General features: G+C 64.5%; 10 protein-coding genes. 1 reads left to right on the forward strand and 9 read right to left on the reverse strand.

Annotated features, from left to right (window positions below; all coding sequences use genetic code 11):
* Nucleotides 1-100 precede the first annotated feature (100 nt).
* Nucleotides 101-2,659: a PepSY domain-containing protein gene (locus tag DGA31_RS28840; protein ID WP_109514856.1), complete on the forward strand. Its 2,559-nt coding sequence runs from the start codon at nucleotides 101-103 to the stop codon at nucleotides 2,657-2,659.
* A 168-nt stretch (nucleotides 2,660-2,827) separates the two neighbouring features.
* On the opposite strand, the gene DGA31_RS28845 is transcribed toward DGA31_RS28840, so the two are convergent.
* From DGA31_RS28845 to DGA31_RS28890, 9 genes are all read right to left on the reverse strand, one after another.
* Nucleotides 2,828-4,963 (reverse strand): TonB-dependent receptor family protein, encoded by a 2,136-nt coding sequence (locus DGA31_RS28845; RefSeq protein ID WP_109514852.1) that lies wholly within the window; start codon nucleotides 4,961-4,963, stop codon nucleotides 2,828-2,830.
* Between the two features lie 426 nt (nucleotides 4,964-5,389).
* Nucleotides 5,390-7,804: a glucose/quinate/shikimate family membrane-bound PQQ-dependent dehydrogenase gene (locus tag DGA31_RS28855; RefSeq protein WP_109514853.1), complete on the reverse strand. Its 2,415-nt coding sequence runs from the start codon at nucleotides 7,802-7,804 to the stop codon at nucleotides 5,390-5,392.
* Nucleotides 7,805-8,075: 271 nt separating this feature from the next.
* Nucleotides 8,076-9,050 (reverse strand): peptide ABC transporter ATP-binding protein, encoded by a 975-nt coding sequence (locus DGA31_RS28860; RefSeq protein WP_056835976.1) that lies wholly within the window; start codon nucleotides 9,048-9,050, stop codon nucleotides 8,076-8,078.
* Nucleotides 9,050-10,018 (reverse strand): ABC transporter ATP-binding protein, encoded by a 969-nt coding sequence (locus DGA31_RS28865; protein WP_109514854.1) that lies wholly within the window; start codon nucleotides 10,016-10,018, stop codon nucleotides 9,050-9,052. The genes DGA31_RS28860 and DGA31_RS28865 overlap by 1 nt, the downstream gene beginning before the upstream one ends.
* A gap of 10 nt (nucleotides 10,019-10,028) precedes the next feature.
* Complete coding sequence (locus DGA31_RS28870) at nucleotides 10,029-10,940, reverse strand: ABC transporter permease subunit (protein WP_056835972.1); 912 nt, start codon at nucleotides 10,938-10,940, stop codon at nucleotides 10,029-10,031.
* 10 nt (nucleotides 10,941-10,950) lie between these two features.
* Nucleotides 10,951-11,961 carry an ABC transporter permease subunit gene (locus DGA31_RS28875; RefSeq protein WP_056835970.1) on the reverse strand — a complete coding sequence of 337 codons (1,011 nt, stop codon included), beginning with the start codon at nucleotides 11,959-11,961 and terminating at the stop codon, nucleotides 10,951-10,953.
* A gap of 67 nt (nucleotides 11,962-12,028) precedes the next feature.
* A complete protein-coding gene (locus DGA31_RS28880) occupies nucleotides 12,029-13,615 on the reverse strand; it encodes an ABC transporter substrate-binding protein (protein WP_109514855.1) in 1,587 nt (528 codons plus the stop codon).
* Between the two features lie 31 nt (nucleotides 13,616-13,646).
* Complete coding sequence (locus tag DGA31_RS28885) at nucleotides 13,647-15,242, reverse strand: ABC transporter substrate-binding protein (protein WP_056835966.1); 1,596 nt, start codon at nucleotides 15,240-15,242, stop codon at nucleotides 13,647-13,649.
* Nucleotides 15,243-15,446: 204 nt separating this feature from the next.
* A complete protein-coding gene (locus DGA31_RS28890) occupies nucleotides 15,447-17,069 on the reverse strand; it encodes an ABC transporter substrate-binding protein (protein ID WP_056835964.1) in 1,623 nt (540 codons plus the stop codon).
* Nucleotides 17,070-17,596 lie beyond the last annotated feature (527 nt).

The following is a 17,596-nucleotide window of genomic DNA, read 5'->3' on the forward strand; positions in this document are numbered from 1 at the left end:
AAGCCCTGCCTATGGTTGTAGGCAGGGCTTTTTTGCGAGATGAGAATTAATAACAGTTAGCGCATAATGCGCGCCGCAATGGGCCAGCGAGGTGGCGGTGGTGTTCAAGAAAATCCTGTTTCAAGTGCACTGGTTCTTCGGCATCACTGCAGGCCTGGTGCTGGCGCTGATGGGCGTGACCGGCGCGCTGTATTCCTTCGAGGAAGAAATCCTCGATGCCCTCAACCCCGAGGTATTGCTGGTCGAACGGCGCGCAGCCACCTTGCCGCCAGCGGAACTGGTCAGCAAGTTGCAGGCGGCCACCGGCATGACCGTGGCCATCCTGCGTGTCGAAACCACCAGCAACCGGGTGGCCCAGGTCTATTTCCAGCCCAAGCCGGGTGAGCGGCGCGGCCCCAAGCGCAATTTCGACCCCTACACCGGCGAGTTGCGCGGCGATGGCGTGGGCGAGGGCTTCTTTGACTTTGTCCTGAGCCTGCACCGTTTCCTGGCCTCCGGGCAGACCGGTCGCCAGATCACCGGCGCCTGCACCCTGATGCTGCTGTTTTTCTGCCTGTCGGGTCTGTACCTGCGCTGGCCGCGCAAGCCGCTGGACTGGCGGGTGTGGCTGACCATGGACTGGGCGAAAAAGGGCCGCAGCTTCAATTGGGACCTGCACTCGGTCTTCGGGACCTGGTGTCTGCTGGCGTACCTGCTGTTCGCGGTCACCGGCCTGATGTGGTCCTACCAATGGTGGAACGACGGCATGACCCGCCTGCTCGGCGACCCGCCCCCGGCCGGTGCCCAGCAACGCACCGGTGGTCCTGGTGGCGCCGGCGGCCCTGGCGGCAAGCCGGCCCAGGCGCCCAGGCCGCTGGTGGTCGACTACGACGCGGTGTGGGCGAGCATTCGCGACACCGCAGGGCCCGACCTGGCCGGCTACAACCTGCGCCTGCCCGGTGCCGGCGGGCAACCGGCCACGGTGTTCTACCTGCTCAAGGATTCGCCGCACCCGCGCGCGCTGAACATCATCAACCTGGACCCGGCCACCGGCACCATTAACAGTGTGGCGCGCTATGCCGACAAAAGCCTGGGCGCGCAGTTGCTGACCAGCAACTACGCCTTGCACGTGGGCAGCTACTTCGGCCTGCCGGGGCGCATCATCATGCTGGTGGCCGCGCTCTTGATGCCGCTGTTCTTCATCACCGGCTGGCTGTTGTACCTGGACCGGCGGCGCAAGAAACGTGACATCCGGCAGGCCCGCAGTGGACTGGCGACCGGCAGCGGTGACGGCGCCGACGCCTGGCTGGTGGGGTTTGCCAGCCAGAGCGGCTTTGCCGAACAGATGGCCTGGCAGACCGCCGGGCAATTGCAGGCCGCCGGCCTGCCGGTGCGCGTGCAGCGCCTGGGCGAGCTGAGCGAGCAGGACCTGCAGCAAAGCCGTAACGCGGTGTTCGTGCTCAGTACCTTCGGTGACGGCGAGGCCCCCGACAGCGCCCGCGGCTTCGAGCGCAAGCTGCTCGGCCAGCCGCTGGCCCTGGCGCACCTCAACTATGCGGTGCTGGCCCTGGGCGACCGTCAGTACCCGCACTTTTGTGCCTTCGCCCAGCGTGTGCATGGCTGGCTGGTCGAGCGCGGCGGGCAGTCGCTGTTCGCCCCGATCGAAGTCGACAACGCCGACCCGGCTGCCTTGCAACACTGGCAGCAGCAACTGGGCCGGGCCACCGGCAGCACGCCGACAGCGGTCTGGCAGGCACCGGTGTTCGAGCGCTGGACCTTGAGCCGTCGCGCATGGCTCAACCCCGGCAGCAGCGGCTCGAAAGTCTTCATGCTCGACCTGAGCGCGCCAAATGCCACGACCTGGCAGGCCGGTGACCTGGTGGAAATCCTGCCGCGCAACAGCGACGCGGTGTTGCTGCGCCTGCTCGACGGGCTGGGCCTGACCGGTGCCGAACGGGTCAGCATCGACGGCCTGGAAGAAAGCCTGTTGCAGGCCCTGGCCAGCCGCCAGTTGCCGCAGCACCGGGCGCATCTGGTCGGCCTGCATGCCCAGGCGCTGGTCGATGCAATGGTGCCGCTGGCCGCCCGCGAATATTCGATTGCCTCGGTCCCGGCCGATGGCTGCCTGCAGCTGATCGTGCGCCAGGAACTCCACTGCGATGGCGGACTGGGCGTGGGCTCCGGCTGGCTGACTGAATACCTGCCGGTCGACGATGCGGTCAGCCTGCGGGTGCGTCGTAACAGCGGCTTCCACCTGCCGGCTGAACCGGTGCCGCTGATCCTGCTGGGTAACGGCACCGGTCTGGCCGGCCTGCGCAGCCTGCTCAAGGCGCGCATCGAACAAGGTCAGCACCGTAACTGGCTGCTGTTCGGCGAGCGTCAGCGGGCGCATGATTTTTATTGCGGTGATGAACTGCAAGGCTGGCTGGACAACGGCCAGCTCAGCCGCCTGGACCTGGCGTTTTCCCGCGATCAGGAACACAAGGTCTACGTCCAGGACCGGCTGCGCGACGCCAGCGACGAGCTGCGCGCCTGGCTGGCCGAAGGGGCGGCGATCTACATCTGCGGCAGCCTGCAAGGCATGGCCACCGGCGTCGACCAGGTGCTCACCGAACTGCTCGGCGAGCAGGCCGTGAGCGAACTGATCGAACAAGGGCGCTACAAGCGCGATGTCTACTGACCCACAATGCGTGCAGGACGGGTTGTAGGAGCGCGCTTGCCGGGATGCCGGACCACCGCGACCGAGTGCGCAGCGCTCGCAAATTCTCGGAAACGCTGAAAATTTACGACTGCTGACGCAGCCGGTCGCGGGCAAGCGCGCTCCTACAAAGCGGGTGTTGGCTGTGCGCTAGAACGTGTAGCTGGCGCCCGCGCCGGCGTACCAGGAGCGGCCCGGGGCCGATTCGTAATAGCGGCCGTTGCTGTCGCCGACGATCACCGAGCCGACGTACTGGCGGTCCGTCAGGTTGTCCAGGCGCACCAGTTGATGAAAGGTCCAGGGCCCGACGTTTTGTTCCAGGCGGGTGCGCCAGTTGAACACCGTGTAGCCGGGTGCGGCCTTGTCCTGGTTGCTGTCTTCGACATACACCTGGCTGCGGTACTGGCCTTCCAGGCCCATGCTGATGCCTTGCACCGGACGCCAGACCAGTTCGCCGAACAGGCTGCTGCCGGGCACGCCGGGCAGGTGGTTGCCCTTGTCGATGGTCCGGTTGTTGGCCGTGAAATCCTGGTCGTAGGTCGCTTGCAGGCGGGTATAGGCCAGGGTGGCTTCCCACTGTTCGCTCAATTGGGTCTGCACGCCCAGCTCGAAACCCCGGCGCAGCGTCTTGCCGGCGTTCTGGTAGCTGGTGCGCCCGTCGGTGGCGCTGCCCACCACGATTTCATCGTCGGTGCGAATCTCGAAGATTGCCGCATTGAGGCGGGTATTGCCTGCCACCCTAGCCTTCAGGCCGAGCTCGTACTGGGTGCTGGTGGCCGGCGACAGGCCGAAGTTGAAGCTTTCTACCACGCCCGGCGCGTAGGCCATCTCGGCCTGGGTCGGCGTCTCGAAGCCCTTGCCGGCACTGATATAGCCATGCAGGTCCGGTGTGAAGGCGTACATCACTGACAGTGACGGCGTGTTGCGCTGGTACTTCTTAGAACCGCTGGAATCGCCGTTGGCCAGGTAGCGGTCATCCACGTCCATGTCCATGGTGCTGTGGCGCAGGCCGGCATCGAAGGTCCAGTTGTCGAGAATCCAGCGCGCCTGCACATACGGGTCCAGGCTGGTGGCGGTGTCGATCTCGTCGCGGCGCAGTTCGCCCTTCACGCCCAGTTGAGTGCCGCTGAAATTCTGAAAGCCACGCCGGTCGTCGCGGCTGCGGTCGTAGTCGACGCCGGTGGTGACGGTCAACTCGCCGGGTACGCCCTGGATCGGCTGGATCCAGCGCAGAGTACCGCCATGAAACTCGCGGTCGAAGTCGACCACGCCGCCGCCGCGCTGGCTGTTGGAGGCCACGGTGCGCGGGATCGACAGGTACTGCACCACGCTGCGCCGGCCGGCATACAGGTTGAACTGCAAGGTGGCGTCGCCCACGCTGCGTTCGTAGTTCATGCCCACCTGCTGGTGGTCGATGCTCTTGCGCGTGTTGTAGGTCTCGGCCACCGCCGCCACCGAGCGCGGGTCGTTCTTGTAGCCTTCCCAGGTCTGGCCCAGCGGGTCCTGGGTGCCGTTCTGTTCCAGGCTGCTGTAAATCAGTGCCAGCCGGCTGTCTTCATCGGGCTTGACGTGCACCTTGGCGAAGGTCTGGTCGCGCCGGGCACTGCTGTGGTCGCGGTAGCCGTCGGTGTCCAGGCGGGAGGCATCGACGAGAAAGCCGGCCTGCGCGTTGCCGCCTTCGGCTGACAGGCGGTTCTTGCGATAGCCGTCGCTGCCGAAGGTGGTGTCGGCGCTGACCGTGCCCGGACCCTCACCGTCGCGGGTGAACATCTGGATCACGCCGCCGGAATTGCTGCCATAAATCGTCGAGGTCGGACCGCGCAGCACCTCGATGCGGTCGGCCACGTCCAGGTTCAGGGTCGCCGCCTGGCCCTGGCCGTCCGGCGTACTGGCCGGAATGCCGTCGCTGAGCAATTTCAGGCCACGGATGCCGAACGCCGAGCGTGCGCCATAGCCACGCGAGGAAATCTGCAGGTCCTGCGCGTAGTTCTGGCGGTTCTGCACCACCAGCCCTGGCACGCGCGGCAGCACTTCGGAGAGGTTGACGCCCAACTGGCCGTCCTGGATCTGCTGTAGCTGTACGGTGTCCACCGAGAACGGCAGGTCGAAGCCCGACACCGGGGCATAGCTGCCGGTGATGACCAGCGGGGTGAAGATCTCATAGGTTGAAGCCTGGCCATTTGCAGCAGGGCTATCGTCGGCCTGGACCAGGGTGCCGGCACCCAGGCCCAGCACCAGCGCGTGGATCTGCAAGGCGAGGGTGCCGGGGGCGAATCGATAAGGCATGCGGACCTCTCAGGATGAACGAAAACACAAACGCCGCGCCGGGGCAGGGGGGCGGGCGGATGCGCAAAAGGCGGTATGAAGACAATAGGGTGCCTCTAAAAACGTAGGCGAGGCAGTCAGTGCAAGGCAAAAACAGGCGAGGGAGCGGAGTTTACGGGTTGTAAATGAGCATTCCGAGCCTGTTTTTAACGCAGCAATGACAACGCAGGTAGTTTTTAGAGGTGCCCAATAGACGGTTCAGAAGGTGCATGGCCGCGGTATTGCGAGGCGCAGATCACGCATAGGCCAGACATCTGGCCCTCTCTCGTAGGAGCGACCAACGGTCGCGAAGACTGATGGCCAGACACCAGAATGTGATGCCCTGACCCAACCTCTTGCTCGCGGCCATAAACGGCGTGGCCCGCCCCGAAGGACGGGCCGAAGGCTTTACGGCAGGGCGTAGGCCACCACGTAGTCACCGCGCTGCTTGGCCTGGCGGGCGCCGCCGGCGGTGATGACCACGTACTGCTTGCCGGTTTTCGGCGAGACGTAGGTCATCGGGCCGCCCTGGCTGCCGACCGGCAGACGGGCTTTCCAGACTTCTTCGCCGTTGGCGCTGTTGAAGGCGCGCAGGTAGAAGTCCTGGGTGCCGGCGATGAAGATCAGGCCGCCCTGGGTCGACAGGGTGCCGCCCAGGGTCGGCAGGCCGATCTTGATCGGCAGGCCCATGGCGATGCCCAGGGGACCTGTGTCTTCAACGGTGCCCACCGGCACTTGCCAGGCGATCTTCTGGGTCTTCATGTCGATGGCGGTCAACGTGCCGTAGGGTGGTGCCTGGCACGGAATGCCGGCCAGCGACAGGAAGCGGTTCTTGTTCACCGCATACGGGGTGCCCTTGAGCGGCACCGCGCCCATGCCCGTGTTGATCGCTTCGCCACCGGCGGCGGCCTTGCCCTGGTTCTGCGAGGCAATCATCTCGACCCACAGGCCCAGGCGCATGTCGTTGACGAAAATGAAGCCATGCACCGGGTCGGTGGACAACCCGCCCCAGTTCAGGCCACCCAGCGAGCCTGGAAAGCTCAGCGAGCGGTCGGTGCCTGGCGTGGTGTACAGGCCGTCATAGCGCATCTTCTTGAAGTCGATGCGGCACAAAAGCTGGTCATACGGGGTGGCGCCCCACATGTCCGACTCGGTCAGTTGCTGGGCGCCGATCTGCGGCATGCCCACCGATTTGGGCTGGGTCGGCGAGTACGGCTCGTTGGGGATGTTGCCAGCCTTGACCGGCACTTCGTCGACCTGGGTCAGCGGCTTGCCGGTGGCGCGGTCGAGCACGTAGATCTGCCCGGCCTTGGTGCCGATCACCAGCGCCGGGACCGATTGGCCGTCGGGTCTGGTGAAATCGATCAGGCTCGGCTGCATCGGCAGGTCGAAGTCCCACAGGTCATTATGTACCGTCTGGTACACCCACTTTTCTGTGCCGCTGCTGGCGTCCAGCGCCAGGATCGAGGCGCCATAGGTATGGTCCAGTTGGCTGCGCTCAACGCCATAGAGGTCGGTGGACGAGCTGCCCATCGGCAGGAACACGGTGTTCATGGCCGGATCGTAGGACATCGGCGCCCAACTGTTGGGCGTGCTGCGCACATAGGTCTTGCCGTCGGCCGGGGCCTGACGGGCTTGCGGGTTGCCCGGGTCGAAGGCCCAGCGCATTTGTCCGGTCATCACGTCAAAGCCCCGGATCACGCCGCCGGGCATGTCGGTCTGGACGTTATCCGCCACGCGTCCGCCCACTACCACGGTGGTGCCGGCCATCAGCGGCGCCGAAGACAGCTGGTAGTGCGAGTCCGGCACATTGCCGAGGCCGGCTTTCAGGTCGACCTGGCCGTTGACGCCAAAGCCTTCGCAGAACGCGCCGGTGTCGGCATCGACCGCGATCAGGCGGGCATCGATGGTATTGGTCAGCAGGCGACGCTGGCAGTTGCCGGCCGGTACGCTGGCCGCAATCACCGGCGAGCTGCCAGGCCGGGCGGGCGCGGCGATCGGGGCGGTGGCGTCGAAATAGGCCAGGCCACGGCAGCGTTGCCACACGCCGGACCGGGCGTTGATTTCGTTCTTCCACAGCGCTTTGCCGGTGTCGGCATCCAGCGCAATGATGTTGTTGTGCGGGGTGCAGATGAACACCTTGCTGCCGATCTGCAACGGGGTGAGCTGGTCTTCGGCACCGTTGCCGTTGCTGACCGCGACGTCACCGGTGCGGTAGGTCCAGGCCACCTTGAGCTTATCGACGTTGCCGCGATTGATCTGGTCCAGCGCCGCGAAACGGCTGCCGCCTTCGGTGTTGCCGTAGTGTGCCCAGTCTTTCTGCGCGTTGGCCGGGTCCACCGGCGTCAGGCCGGGACCGGTGCCGGTCGGGGCGACGCTGGGGTGGGCGACGAACATGTTGCCCACGGCAATCACCAGTGCGATGGCCAGCACGCCGGCCAGGCCATACGGCGCCTTGCTCGGTGCGGCACCGCTGGCACGGGCCAGTTGCGGGTAGACCAGCAACACGGCCAGGCCTACGGCACTGAACATGAACAGGCGCGAGAACAGCGGCCAGAACTGCAGGCCGACATCGGCCAGCGCCCAGGCGGCAGTGCCCAGCAGGAAGGCGCCGAACAGCCAGGCGCCGGCGGTGCGGCGTGCCGCGATCAGCCCACCGGAAACGGCCATGACCAGGCCACCAATGAGGAAATACCAGCTGCCACCGACACGCACCAGCGTGAAACCGTTGGCAGCCAGCACCAGGCCAAGCAGAACAATGATGATCCCCAGGCCCGACAGGATGAACCTGGCGACCCCGGACAGTGGTTGTCGATGTGTCATTTTGAAGCACCCATAGTGGAATCGGGCAATTATAAACCCAGGAATTAACCGTTTGGTTAATTCTTTCACCCGGATACCTGGATCCCCGGTAGGAGCGCGCTTGCCGGGATGCCGGACCACCGCGACCGAGTGCGCAGCGCTCGCAAATTCTCGGAAACGCTGAAAATTTACGACTGCTGACGCAGCCGGTCGCCGGCAAGCGGGCTCTTACCGGGTCCCGTGTCTGCTACGCGGCAGCGGGTGATTCCCCACAGGTGCCAAGATGCCTGCCTCAACCGGCGACGAACTGTTCGGCGTAGTGACACGCCACCTGCCGGCGATCCACTTCGCGCAGGGCCGGCACCTCGCTGGCGCAGCGCGGCGTCGCGTACGGGCAGCGCTTGTGAAAGGCGCAGCCGCTGGGTGGGTCGAGGGGGTTGGGCAGTTCGCCGACGATCTTGATCTTCGGCTTCAGCGGGTCGGGGTGGATGGTCGGGGTCGCCGACAGCAGCGCCTGGGTATAAGGGTGCAGCGGACGTTCGTAAATAGCCTCCTTGGGGCCCATTTCCGCCGGCCGCCCCAGGTACATCACCAGTACCGTGTCGGCCACATGGCGCACCACCGAGAGGTTGTGCGAAATGAACACATAGGCGGTGTTGAACTCCTGCTGCAGGTCCATGAACAGGTTCAGCACCTGGGCCTGGATCGACACGTCCAGCGCCGAGGTCGGTTCATCGGCCACCAATACCTTGGGTTGCAGCATCATGGCCCGGGCCAGGGCGATGCGCTGGCGCTGGCCGCCAGAGAACATGTGCGGGTAGCGCTGGTAATGCTCGGGGCGCAGGCCGACCTGGCTCATCATCGCCTGGACCTTTTCGCGGCGCTCGGCACGGCTCAGGTCGGTGTTGATCAGCAGTGGCTCGCCCAGCTGGTCGCCGATCTTCTGCCGCGGGTTGAGCGAGGCGTACGGGCTCTGGAACACCATCTGCACGTCCTTGCGCAGTTGCTTGCGTTCGGCCTTGCTGGCGCCGGTGACTTCCTGCCCGGCAATCTGCAACGAGCCCGACGAGGGCTCTTCGATCAGGGTCAGGGCCCGGGCCAGGGTGGACTTGCCGCAGCCGGACTCGCCGACCACCGCCAGGGTCTTGCCGGCCTCCAGTTCGAACGACACGCCGTTCAGGGCGCGCACGGTGGCGTGGCCCTTGAACAGGCCACGGGAGACTTCATAGTGACGGGTCAGGTCGCGGGCAGTCAGTACGACGCTCATTACGCCACCTCCTGGTTCAAGGGATAGAAACAACGTGCCAGGCTATGCGCCTTGGGGTCCAGCGCCGGGCGCTGGACACGGCAGTTGTCGCGCACGTACGGGCAGCGCGGCGACAGCAGGCAGCCCATCGGGCGGTCGTAGCGGCCCGGCACCATGCCCGGCAAGGTGGCCAGGCGCTCGGCGCCCATGCTGTGTTCCGGAATCGCCGCCAGCAGCGCTTCGCTGTACGGGTGCGCCGGCACCTCGAACAGGCCCGGCACCTGGCCGACTTCCACAGCTTGTCCGGCGTACATCACGCAGACCCGCTGCGCGGTCTCGGCGACCACCGCCAGGTCGTGGGTGATCAGCACCAGGGCCATGTTCTGTTCTTTCTGCAGGCTCAGCAGCAGTTCCATGATCTGCGCCTGGATGGTCACGTCCAGTGCGGTGGTCGGCTCGTCGGCGATCAGCAGCTTGGGTTCGCCGGCAATCGCCATGGCAATTGCCACCCGCTGGCTCATGCCGCCGGACAATTGATGCGGGTAGGCGTCCAGGCGCTGGGCGGCGCCGGGAATCTCGACCTTTTCCAGCAGCTCCAGCGCGCGCTGGCGTGCGGCCTTGCCAGACAACCCCAGGTGCTGGCGCAGCACCTCGATGATCTGGTAGCCCACGGTGTAGCTGGGGTTCAGCGCGGTCATCGGGTCCTGGAACACCATGGCCAGGTCCTTGCCGATGATCTTGCGCCGCTGCCGGGCATTGAGTTTCAGCAGCTCGTGGCCGTCGAAGTTCAGCGCATCGGCCTGGATGATGCCGGGGTGCTCGATCAGGCCCATCAGCGCCATCATGGTCACCGATTTACCCGAGCCGGACTCGCCGACAATGGCCAGCACCTCGCCTTTGTCGACGCTCAGCGACAGGCCATCGACCACCGGCACCGCCTTGGCATCGCCGAAACGCACCGAGAGATTACGAATTTCAAGCAAAGACATGGGAATCTCCTCAGGCGGCGTTCTTGAGTTTCGGGTCCAGCGCATCGCGCAGGCCGTCGCCCATCAGGTTGATTGCCAGCACGCTGAGCAAAATGGTCAGGCCGGGCAGGCTGACCACCCACCAGGCGCGTTCGATGTAGTCGCGCGCCGAGGCGAGCATGGTGCCCCACTCCGGCGTCGGCGGTTGCACGCCCAGGCCCAGGAAGCCCAGCGCGGCGGCGTCGAGGATCGCCGAAGAAAAACTCAAGGTGGCCTGCACGATCAGTGGTGCCATGCAGTTGGGCAGCACGGTCACGAACATCAACCGGGGCAGGGTGGCGCCGGCCAGTCGGGCGGCGGTCACGTAGTCGCGGTTCAGCTCGCCCATCACCGCGGCACGGGTCAGGCGCACATAGGACGGCAGGGACACGATGGCGATGGCAATCACGGTGTTGATCAGGCCAGGGCCGAGGATGGCGACGATGGCCACGGCCAGCAGCAGCGAGGGCAGGGCCAGCATGATGTCCATCAGGCGCATCACGGTGGGCCCGAGCAGGCGCGGGAAGAACCCGGCCAGCAGGCCCAGCAGGATGCCGGGGATCAACGACATGACCACCGACGACAGGCCGATCAGCAGCGACAGGCGTGAGCCGTGGATCAGGCGCGACAGCAGGTCGCGGCCCAACTCGTCGGTGCCGAGGAGGAATTGCCACTGGCCGCCTTCGAGCCAGGCCGGCGGCGTCAGCAGAAAGTCGCGGTATTGCTCGCTGGGGTCATGCGGCGCCACCCAGGGCGCGAACAGCGCGCAGAACACAATGATGATCATGAATACAAGGCCGGCTACCGCGCCCTTGTTCTTGGCAAAGGCCTGCCAGAATTCCTTGGCCGGCGAGGGGTAGAGCAGGCTTTGATCGACTGCTACCGCAGGAGTGTTATCGCTCATGGGAATGATCTCAGCGCTGATGGCGAATACGAGGGTTGGCAAGGCCGTAGAGAATATCCACGACGAAGTTGACCAGAATGACCAGGCAGGCGATCAGCAGGATGCCGTTCTGCACCACCGGGTAGTCCCGGGCGCCGATGGCTTCGATCAGCCATTTGCCGATGCCCGGCCAGGAAAAGATGGTCTCGGTCAGCACCGCGCCGGCCAGCAGTGCGCCGACCTGCAGGCCGAACACAGTCAGCACCGGGATCAGTGCATTGCGCAGGCCGTGGATGAACACCACCCGTGCCGGCGACAGCCCCTTGGCCCTGGCGGTGCGCACGTAGTCTTCACGCAGCACTTCGAGCATCGAAGAGCGGGTCATGCGCGCGATCACCGCCAGCGGAATGGTGCCCAGCACGATGGCCGGCAGGATCAGGTGGTGCAGCGCATCGAGAAACGCGCCCGGCTCGTCGCTGAGCAAGGTGTCGATGAGCATGAAGCCGGTGACCGGCGGGATGTCATACAGCAGGTCGATGCGCCCGGACACCGGGGTCCAGCCCAGGCTCACCGAGAAGAACATGATCAGGATCAGGCCCCACCAGAAGATGGGCATGGAGTAGCCGGCCAGCGAGATGCCCATGACCCCATGGTCGAACAGCGACCCTCGCTTGAGTGCTGCCGTGACCCCGGCCAGCAGGCCCAGGACCCCGGCGAACAGCAAGGCCGCCAGTGACAGCTCCAGCGTGGCCGGGAACAGCGACAGGAACTCGGTCCAGACGCTTTCCCGGGTGCGCAGCGACTCGCCGAGATCGCCCTGAGCGAGCTTGCCGATATAGTCCAGGTACTGCGCATACAGAGGCTTGTTCAGGCCCAGGCGCTCCATGGCCTGGGCGTGCATTTCCGGGTCGACCCGGCGCTCGCCCATCATCACTTCCACCGGGTCGCCCGGAATCAGGCGAATCAGCGCGAAGGTCAACAGGGTGATGCCGAAAAAGGTGGGGATCAGCAACCCCACCCGGCGGGCAATAAAACTCAACATTATGTGGTGATCCTCATCGGCCTTCAGGCAAGCCGCCCGGCACCCTCGTGGGGGCTGGCGGTGTTGTTTACTTCACGCTCGTGGTCGAGAAGTTGTTATTGATCAGCGGGCTGACATGAAAGCCTTCGACGTTGTGGCGCCTGGCAATGAACAGCTTGGGGTACGCCAGGCTGATCCAGGGTCGCTCCTGGATAAAGACCTGCTGTGCCTGCTTATAGAGGGCGGCGCGTGCCGCAGGTTCGCTCGTGCTGCGGGCCAGATTAATCGCTGCATCGAAGGCTGCATTGCACCAGCGTGCGTAGTTTTCGCCGTTGCGCGCCGCCTCGCACCCCAGGTTGGGGGTCAGGAAGTTGTCCGGGTCACCGTTGTCGCCGGCCCAGCCGGCAAACACCATGTCGTGCTCGCCGCGCTTGGCACGCCGGAGCATCTCCGCCCACTCCATGACGCGAATATCCACCTTGAGGCCGATCCTGGCCAGGTCCGCCTGCAGCATCTGCGCACCCAGCAACGGATTGGGGTTGGTGACCGCGCCGCCATTGCGGGTGAACAGGGTCAGCACCTGGCCTTCGGGCACCCCCGCCTGTCTGATCAACGCACGGGCCTGTTCAAGGTCACGCGGCGGGTCTTGCAGCGCCGGGTCATGGCCGAGCAGGGTCGGCGGGTAGGGACCGACGCCGGCGGTGGCCTTTTCAGCGCCGAACAGTGCCGCCAGATAGGCCGGCTTGTCGAACGCCAGGTTGATGGCCTGGCGTACACGCACATCGGAGAGCCAGGGCCTTGAGGTATTGAGCGCCACGTAGCTGGTCATCAGGCCTTCAAGCTCGTCGATGGCCAGTTGCGGGTCGGCCTTGACCGCCTCGATGTCATCGGGCTTGGGGTACAGCGCCACCTGGCATTCATTGGCCTTGAGCTTCTGCAGGCGGGTATTGTTGTCTACCGTGATGGCAAAGACCAGGGTTTCGCTGGGTGGCGGGCCCTTGTAGTAGTCGGGGTTGGCCTTGAAGCGCACCTGAGCGTCCTTGACATAGCGGGTGAGGATGAACGGCCCGGTGCCCACCGGCCTGCTGTTGAGCCATTCGGTCTTGCCGGTCTTGAGCAACCGGTCGGCGTACTCGGCCGAATAGATCGAGGTAAACGGCATGGCCAGGTCGCGCAGGAACGGCGCTTCAGCCCGGGTCAGGGTGAAGCGCACAGTGGCGTCGTCCAGTTTCTCGATGCTTTTGAGCAGGGTGCGAAAGCCCATGCTTTCAAAGTACGGAAAACCCACCGAGGACAAACGGTGCCACGGGTGGGCCGGGTCCAGTTGGCGCTGGAAACTCCAGAGCACGTCGTCGGCATTCATCTCGCGGCTGGGAGTGAAGTCAGGTGTGGTCTGGAACTTCACCCCGCGGCGCAGGTGAAAGGTGTACACCCGGCCATCGTCACTGATGTCCCAGCGCTCGGCCAGCCCCGGCACCGGGTCGGCGGTGCCGGGTGTAAAGGCGACCAGCCGCTCCAGCACCGTCTCGGCCGAAGCATCGGCGCTGACCGCCGTGGTGTACTGCACGATGTCGAAGCCTTCGGGGCTCGCTTCGGTGCACACCACCAGTGGCTTGGCCATCAGCGTCGCGCTGGCGCACAGCAGTACCCCGACCAGAGGTCCATGCAGATACATCGGTTTCAAGGTGGTTACTCCTGTGAGGACCTCAGTCCTTGAGGCTCACGCCGGAAAAGTTATTGCGCCCGAACGGGCTGACCCGGAAGCCTTCGACGTTGGCCCGCAACGGCTGGCTGACGGTCGAGTGGGCAATGGGCGTGATCGGCACCTGTTGCTTGAGGTAGCGCTGCGCCTGCTGGTACAGGTCGGTGCGCTGGCCCTTGTCGGTGGTGGCGATGGCCGCCTTGACCAGCCGGTCGTACTGCGCGTCGCACCACATCGAGTAATTATTGCCGCCAATCGCCGCGCAGCTGTAGAGCGTGCCCAGCCAGTTGTCGGGATCGCCATTGTCGCCGGTCCAGCCGATCAGCGAGATGTCGTGCTCGCCGTTTTTGGTGCGCTTGAGGTACTCGCCCCACTCATAGCTGACGATCTTCACCTTCAGGCCAACCCTGGCCCAGTCGGCCTGGAGCATTTCGGCCATCAGCCTGGCATTGGGGTTGTACGGGCGCTGCACCGGCATGGCCCACAGGTTCAGCTCGGTGCCTTCCTTGACCCCGGCGGCGCGCAGCAGCTCGCGGGCCTTGTCCGGGTCGAACGGTGCATCCTGGAGGCTGGTGTCATAGGACCACTGGCTGGGCGGCATGGCATTGACGGCCTTCTGGCCGGCGCCCTGATACACCGCGTCAATGATCGCCTGCTTGTTGACCGCCATGTCCAGCGCCTGGCGCACCTGCAGGTTGTCCAGCGGTGCATGGCGTACGTTGTAGGCGATATAGCCCAGGTTGTAGCCGGGGCTTTCGATCACCTGCAGTTGCGGATCGGCCTTCAGGCCCGGCACATCGGCGGGACGGGGGTGCAGGGTGACCTGGCATTCGTTCTTGCGCAGCTTTTGCAGGCGCACCGAGGCGTCAGTGTTGATGGCGAAGATCAACTGGTCGAGCTTGACCTGCTCGGGCGCCCAGTAGTCCGGGTTGCCCTTGTAGCGAATCTGCGCGTCTTTCTGGTAACGCTGGAAGGTGAACGGCCCGGTGCCGATCGGTTGCTGGTTGATGTCACGCGGCTTGCCGCTGGCCATCAGTTGCCCGGCGTATTCGGCCGAGAGAATCGAGGCAAAGCTCATGGCCAGGTTCTGGATGAACGCGGCATCGACAGTGTTGAGGGTAAAGACCACGGTCAGCGGGCCGGTCTTTTCCACCGAGCGGATCTTCTTGTCCAGGCCCATGCCGGTGAAGTATGGAAACTCGGCCGGGTAGGCGACCCGGAACGGATGGTCGGCCTTGAGCATGCGGTTGAAGGTGAACACCACGTCGTCGGCGTTGAAATCGCGGCTGGGGGTGAACACCTTGTTGCTGTGGAACTTCACCCCTTCACGCAAATGAAAGGTGTAGGTCAGGCCGTCGGCCGACACGTCCCAGGACGTGGCCAGGGCCGGCACGGCCACGGTGCCGCCCGGTTCGAATTCGGCCAGGCGGTTATACAAAGGCTGGGCGGCGTCGTTGTCGGTGGCCGAGGTGTATTGCGCGGTGTCGAAACCGGCCGGGCTGGCCTCGGAGCAGAACACCAGGTTGCTGGCGGCCTGTGCAGGTGCAGCGGCCAGCAGGGCCAGGCTCAACAATGAGGTCGTTGCGAGAAGTGGGCGCATGGTAGTCCTTGTTATTCGGGGGCGCTGATCGGTCGTAGGTGATCAGGCCCTTGGTGGGCGTGCCGGGCTTGTGGCCAAGCGCGCGACAGCCGGCAACTGTATGTCAGTCGCAGGCTGCGGTATGTCGGTCTAATGGCTGAAAATGTCGTAGGAAAAGTCCTGAAAGCGGCGGCGGCGCTCATCGCAGCACCGCCCCCCGGCAATTTATTTCACCCCGACGCCATAGAAGGAGTTCAGGCCCAGCGGGCTGATCTTGAAGTCCTGGACCGAGCTGCGCATCGGCTGGTAGACCGTCGAGTGCGCGATAGGCGTGATCGGCAACGCCTCCTTGAGCAGGTGTTGCGCCTGCTTGTACAGCTCGGTGCGTCTGGCCTGGTCCGGGGTGGCCTTGGCTTCCTTGATCAACGCGTCGTAGGGCTTGTCGCACCACTTCGAATAGTTGTTACCGTTGACCGCATCGCAGCCGTACAGGGTGCCCAGCCAGTTGTCCGGGTCACCGTTGTCGCCGCTCCAGCCGATCAGCATGGCGCCGATCTCGCCTTCCTTGGCGCGCTTGATGTACTCACCCCACTCGTAGCTGACGATCTTGGCGTTGATGCCGATCTTCTTCCAGTCGGCCTGGATCATCTCGGCCATCAGGCGGGCATTGGGGTTGTACGGACGCTGCACCGGCATGGCCCACAGGGTGATCTCGGTGCCTTCCTTGATGCCGGCTTCCTTGAGCAGGGCCTTGGCCTTGTCCGCATCGTAAGGGGCGTCCTTGATGGTGTCGTCGTAGGACCACTGGGTCGGCGGCATGGCGTTGGTGGCCAACTGGCCGGCGCCCTGGTAGACCGAGTCGATGATCTGCTGCTTGTGCACCGACATGTCCAGCGCCTGGCGCACTTTCAGCTGCGCCAGCGGGTTGGGCTGGTCGCTGCCCTTGACCTTGTCCATGACGTTGTAGGCGATGTAGCCGAGGTTGAAACCGGCCTGTTCGGGCATCTGCAGGTTCTTGTCGGCCTTGAGCGGCTCAAGATCCGCCGGGCGCGGGTAGGCGGTGATCTGGCACTCGTTGCGCTTGAGCTTCTGCATGCGCACCGACGGGTCGGTGGTGATGGCGAAGATCAGGTTGTCCACGCGGACATCGTCAGGCGCCCAGTATTGCTTGTTGCCGGTGTAGCGGATGTTGGAGTCTTTCTGATAGCTCTTGAACACGAACGGCCCGGTGCCGATCGGCTTCATGTTGATGTCTTGGGGCTTGCCTTGCTTGAGCAACTGGTCGGCGTATTCGGCCGAGACGATCGAGGCAAAGCTCATGGCAAGGTTCTGGATGAACGCGGCGTCGACGGTGGCGAGGGTGAAGCGCACCGTGTTGTCGTCGAGCTTCTCGACCTTCTTGATGTTGGTGTCCATGCCCATGTCGGTGAAGTACGGGAACTCCGTGGGGTAGGCCTTACGGAACGGCATGTCCTTGTCGATCATGCGGTTGAAGGTGAACAGCACGTCGTCGGCGTTGAAATCACGGGTGGGCTTGAAGTACGGCGTGGTGTGGAACTTCACGCCTTTGCGCAAGTGAAAGGTGTAGGTCAACAGGTCCGGGGCAATGTCCCAGCTCGTGGCCAGGCCCGGCACCACGGCGGTGCTGCCACGCTCGAACTGGCTCAGGCGGTTGTAGATCGCCTCGGCGCCGGCATCGAAGTCAGTGCCGGCCACGTACTGGGCCGAGTCGAAGCCTGCGGGGCTTGCTTCCGAGCAGAACACCAGGCTGGAAGCGGCCTGGGCGAACGGCGCGCCGGCCAGCAGGCTGGCACCGAGGAAAAACGGAACGACCGCGTGTTTGAGCATGGTGGCCTCAATTGTTGTCATTTTAGGAAGTGACCTGCCTGGTGAGCAGATCAGAAAGGGCTCCATGCAGGGTATATACCGAAAAGACAGTTTTGGCCTCAAAAGGACATCACGACGGATCGCGGGCGTACAGGAATGTCGCAACGTTGTACGAATTCGCAGAAGTTGAACGTTTGCCAGGGCTTTTTGCCATCATTATCGACGCAATTGTCCGACAATCGGGTGAGTGCCATGCACCCGATTGGAGCAGCCGTGTTTCGTTTCAACCCGCAGGGGCAACAGGCACCATCGACCCTACGGGAGACACGAGATCCGGGGTGCTCATCAACCTTGTGGGGGGGGGGCTCTGCAGCGGGCGGCGATCCGACGATGAGGCCAGCAAGGCCCATATACCTGCTGCGCCTGTCCCATAGCCATCGCCGGCAAGCCGCCTCCCACAGTCTGATCTGCACCCCAAAAGTTGGACACCAATCTGACTTCCTGGGGGTTTTTTCATGGGCAAGTACTCTACGCAGTTCAAAATCACA

The sequence above is a fragment of the Pseudomonas ovata genome, assembly GCF_003131185.1.
GTDB classification, from domain to species: domain Bacteria; phylum Pseudomonadota; class Gammaproteobacteria; order Pseudomonadales; family Pseudomonadaceae; genus Aquipseudomonas; species Aquipseudomonas ovata.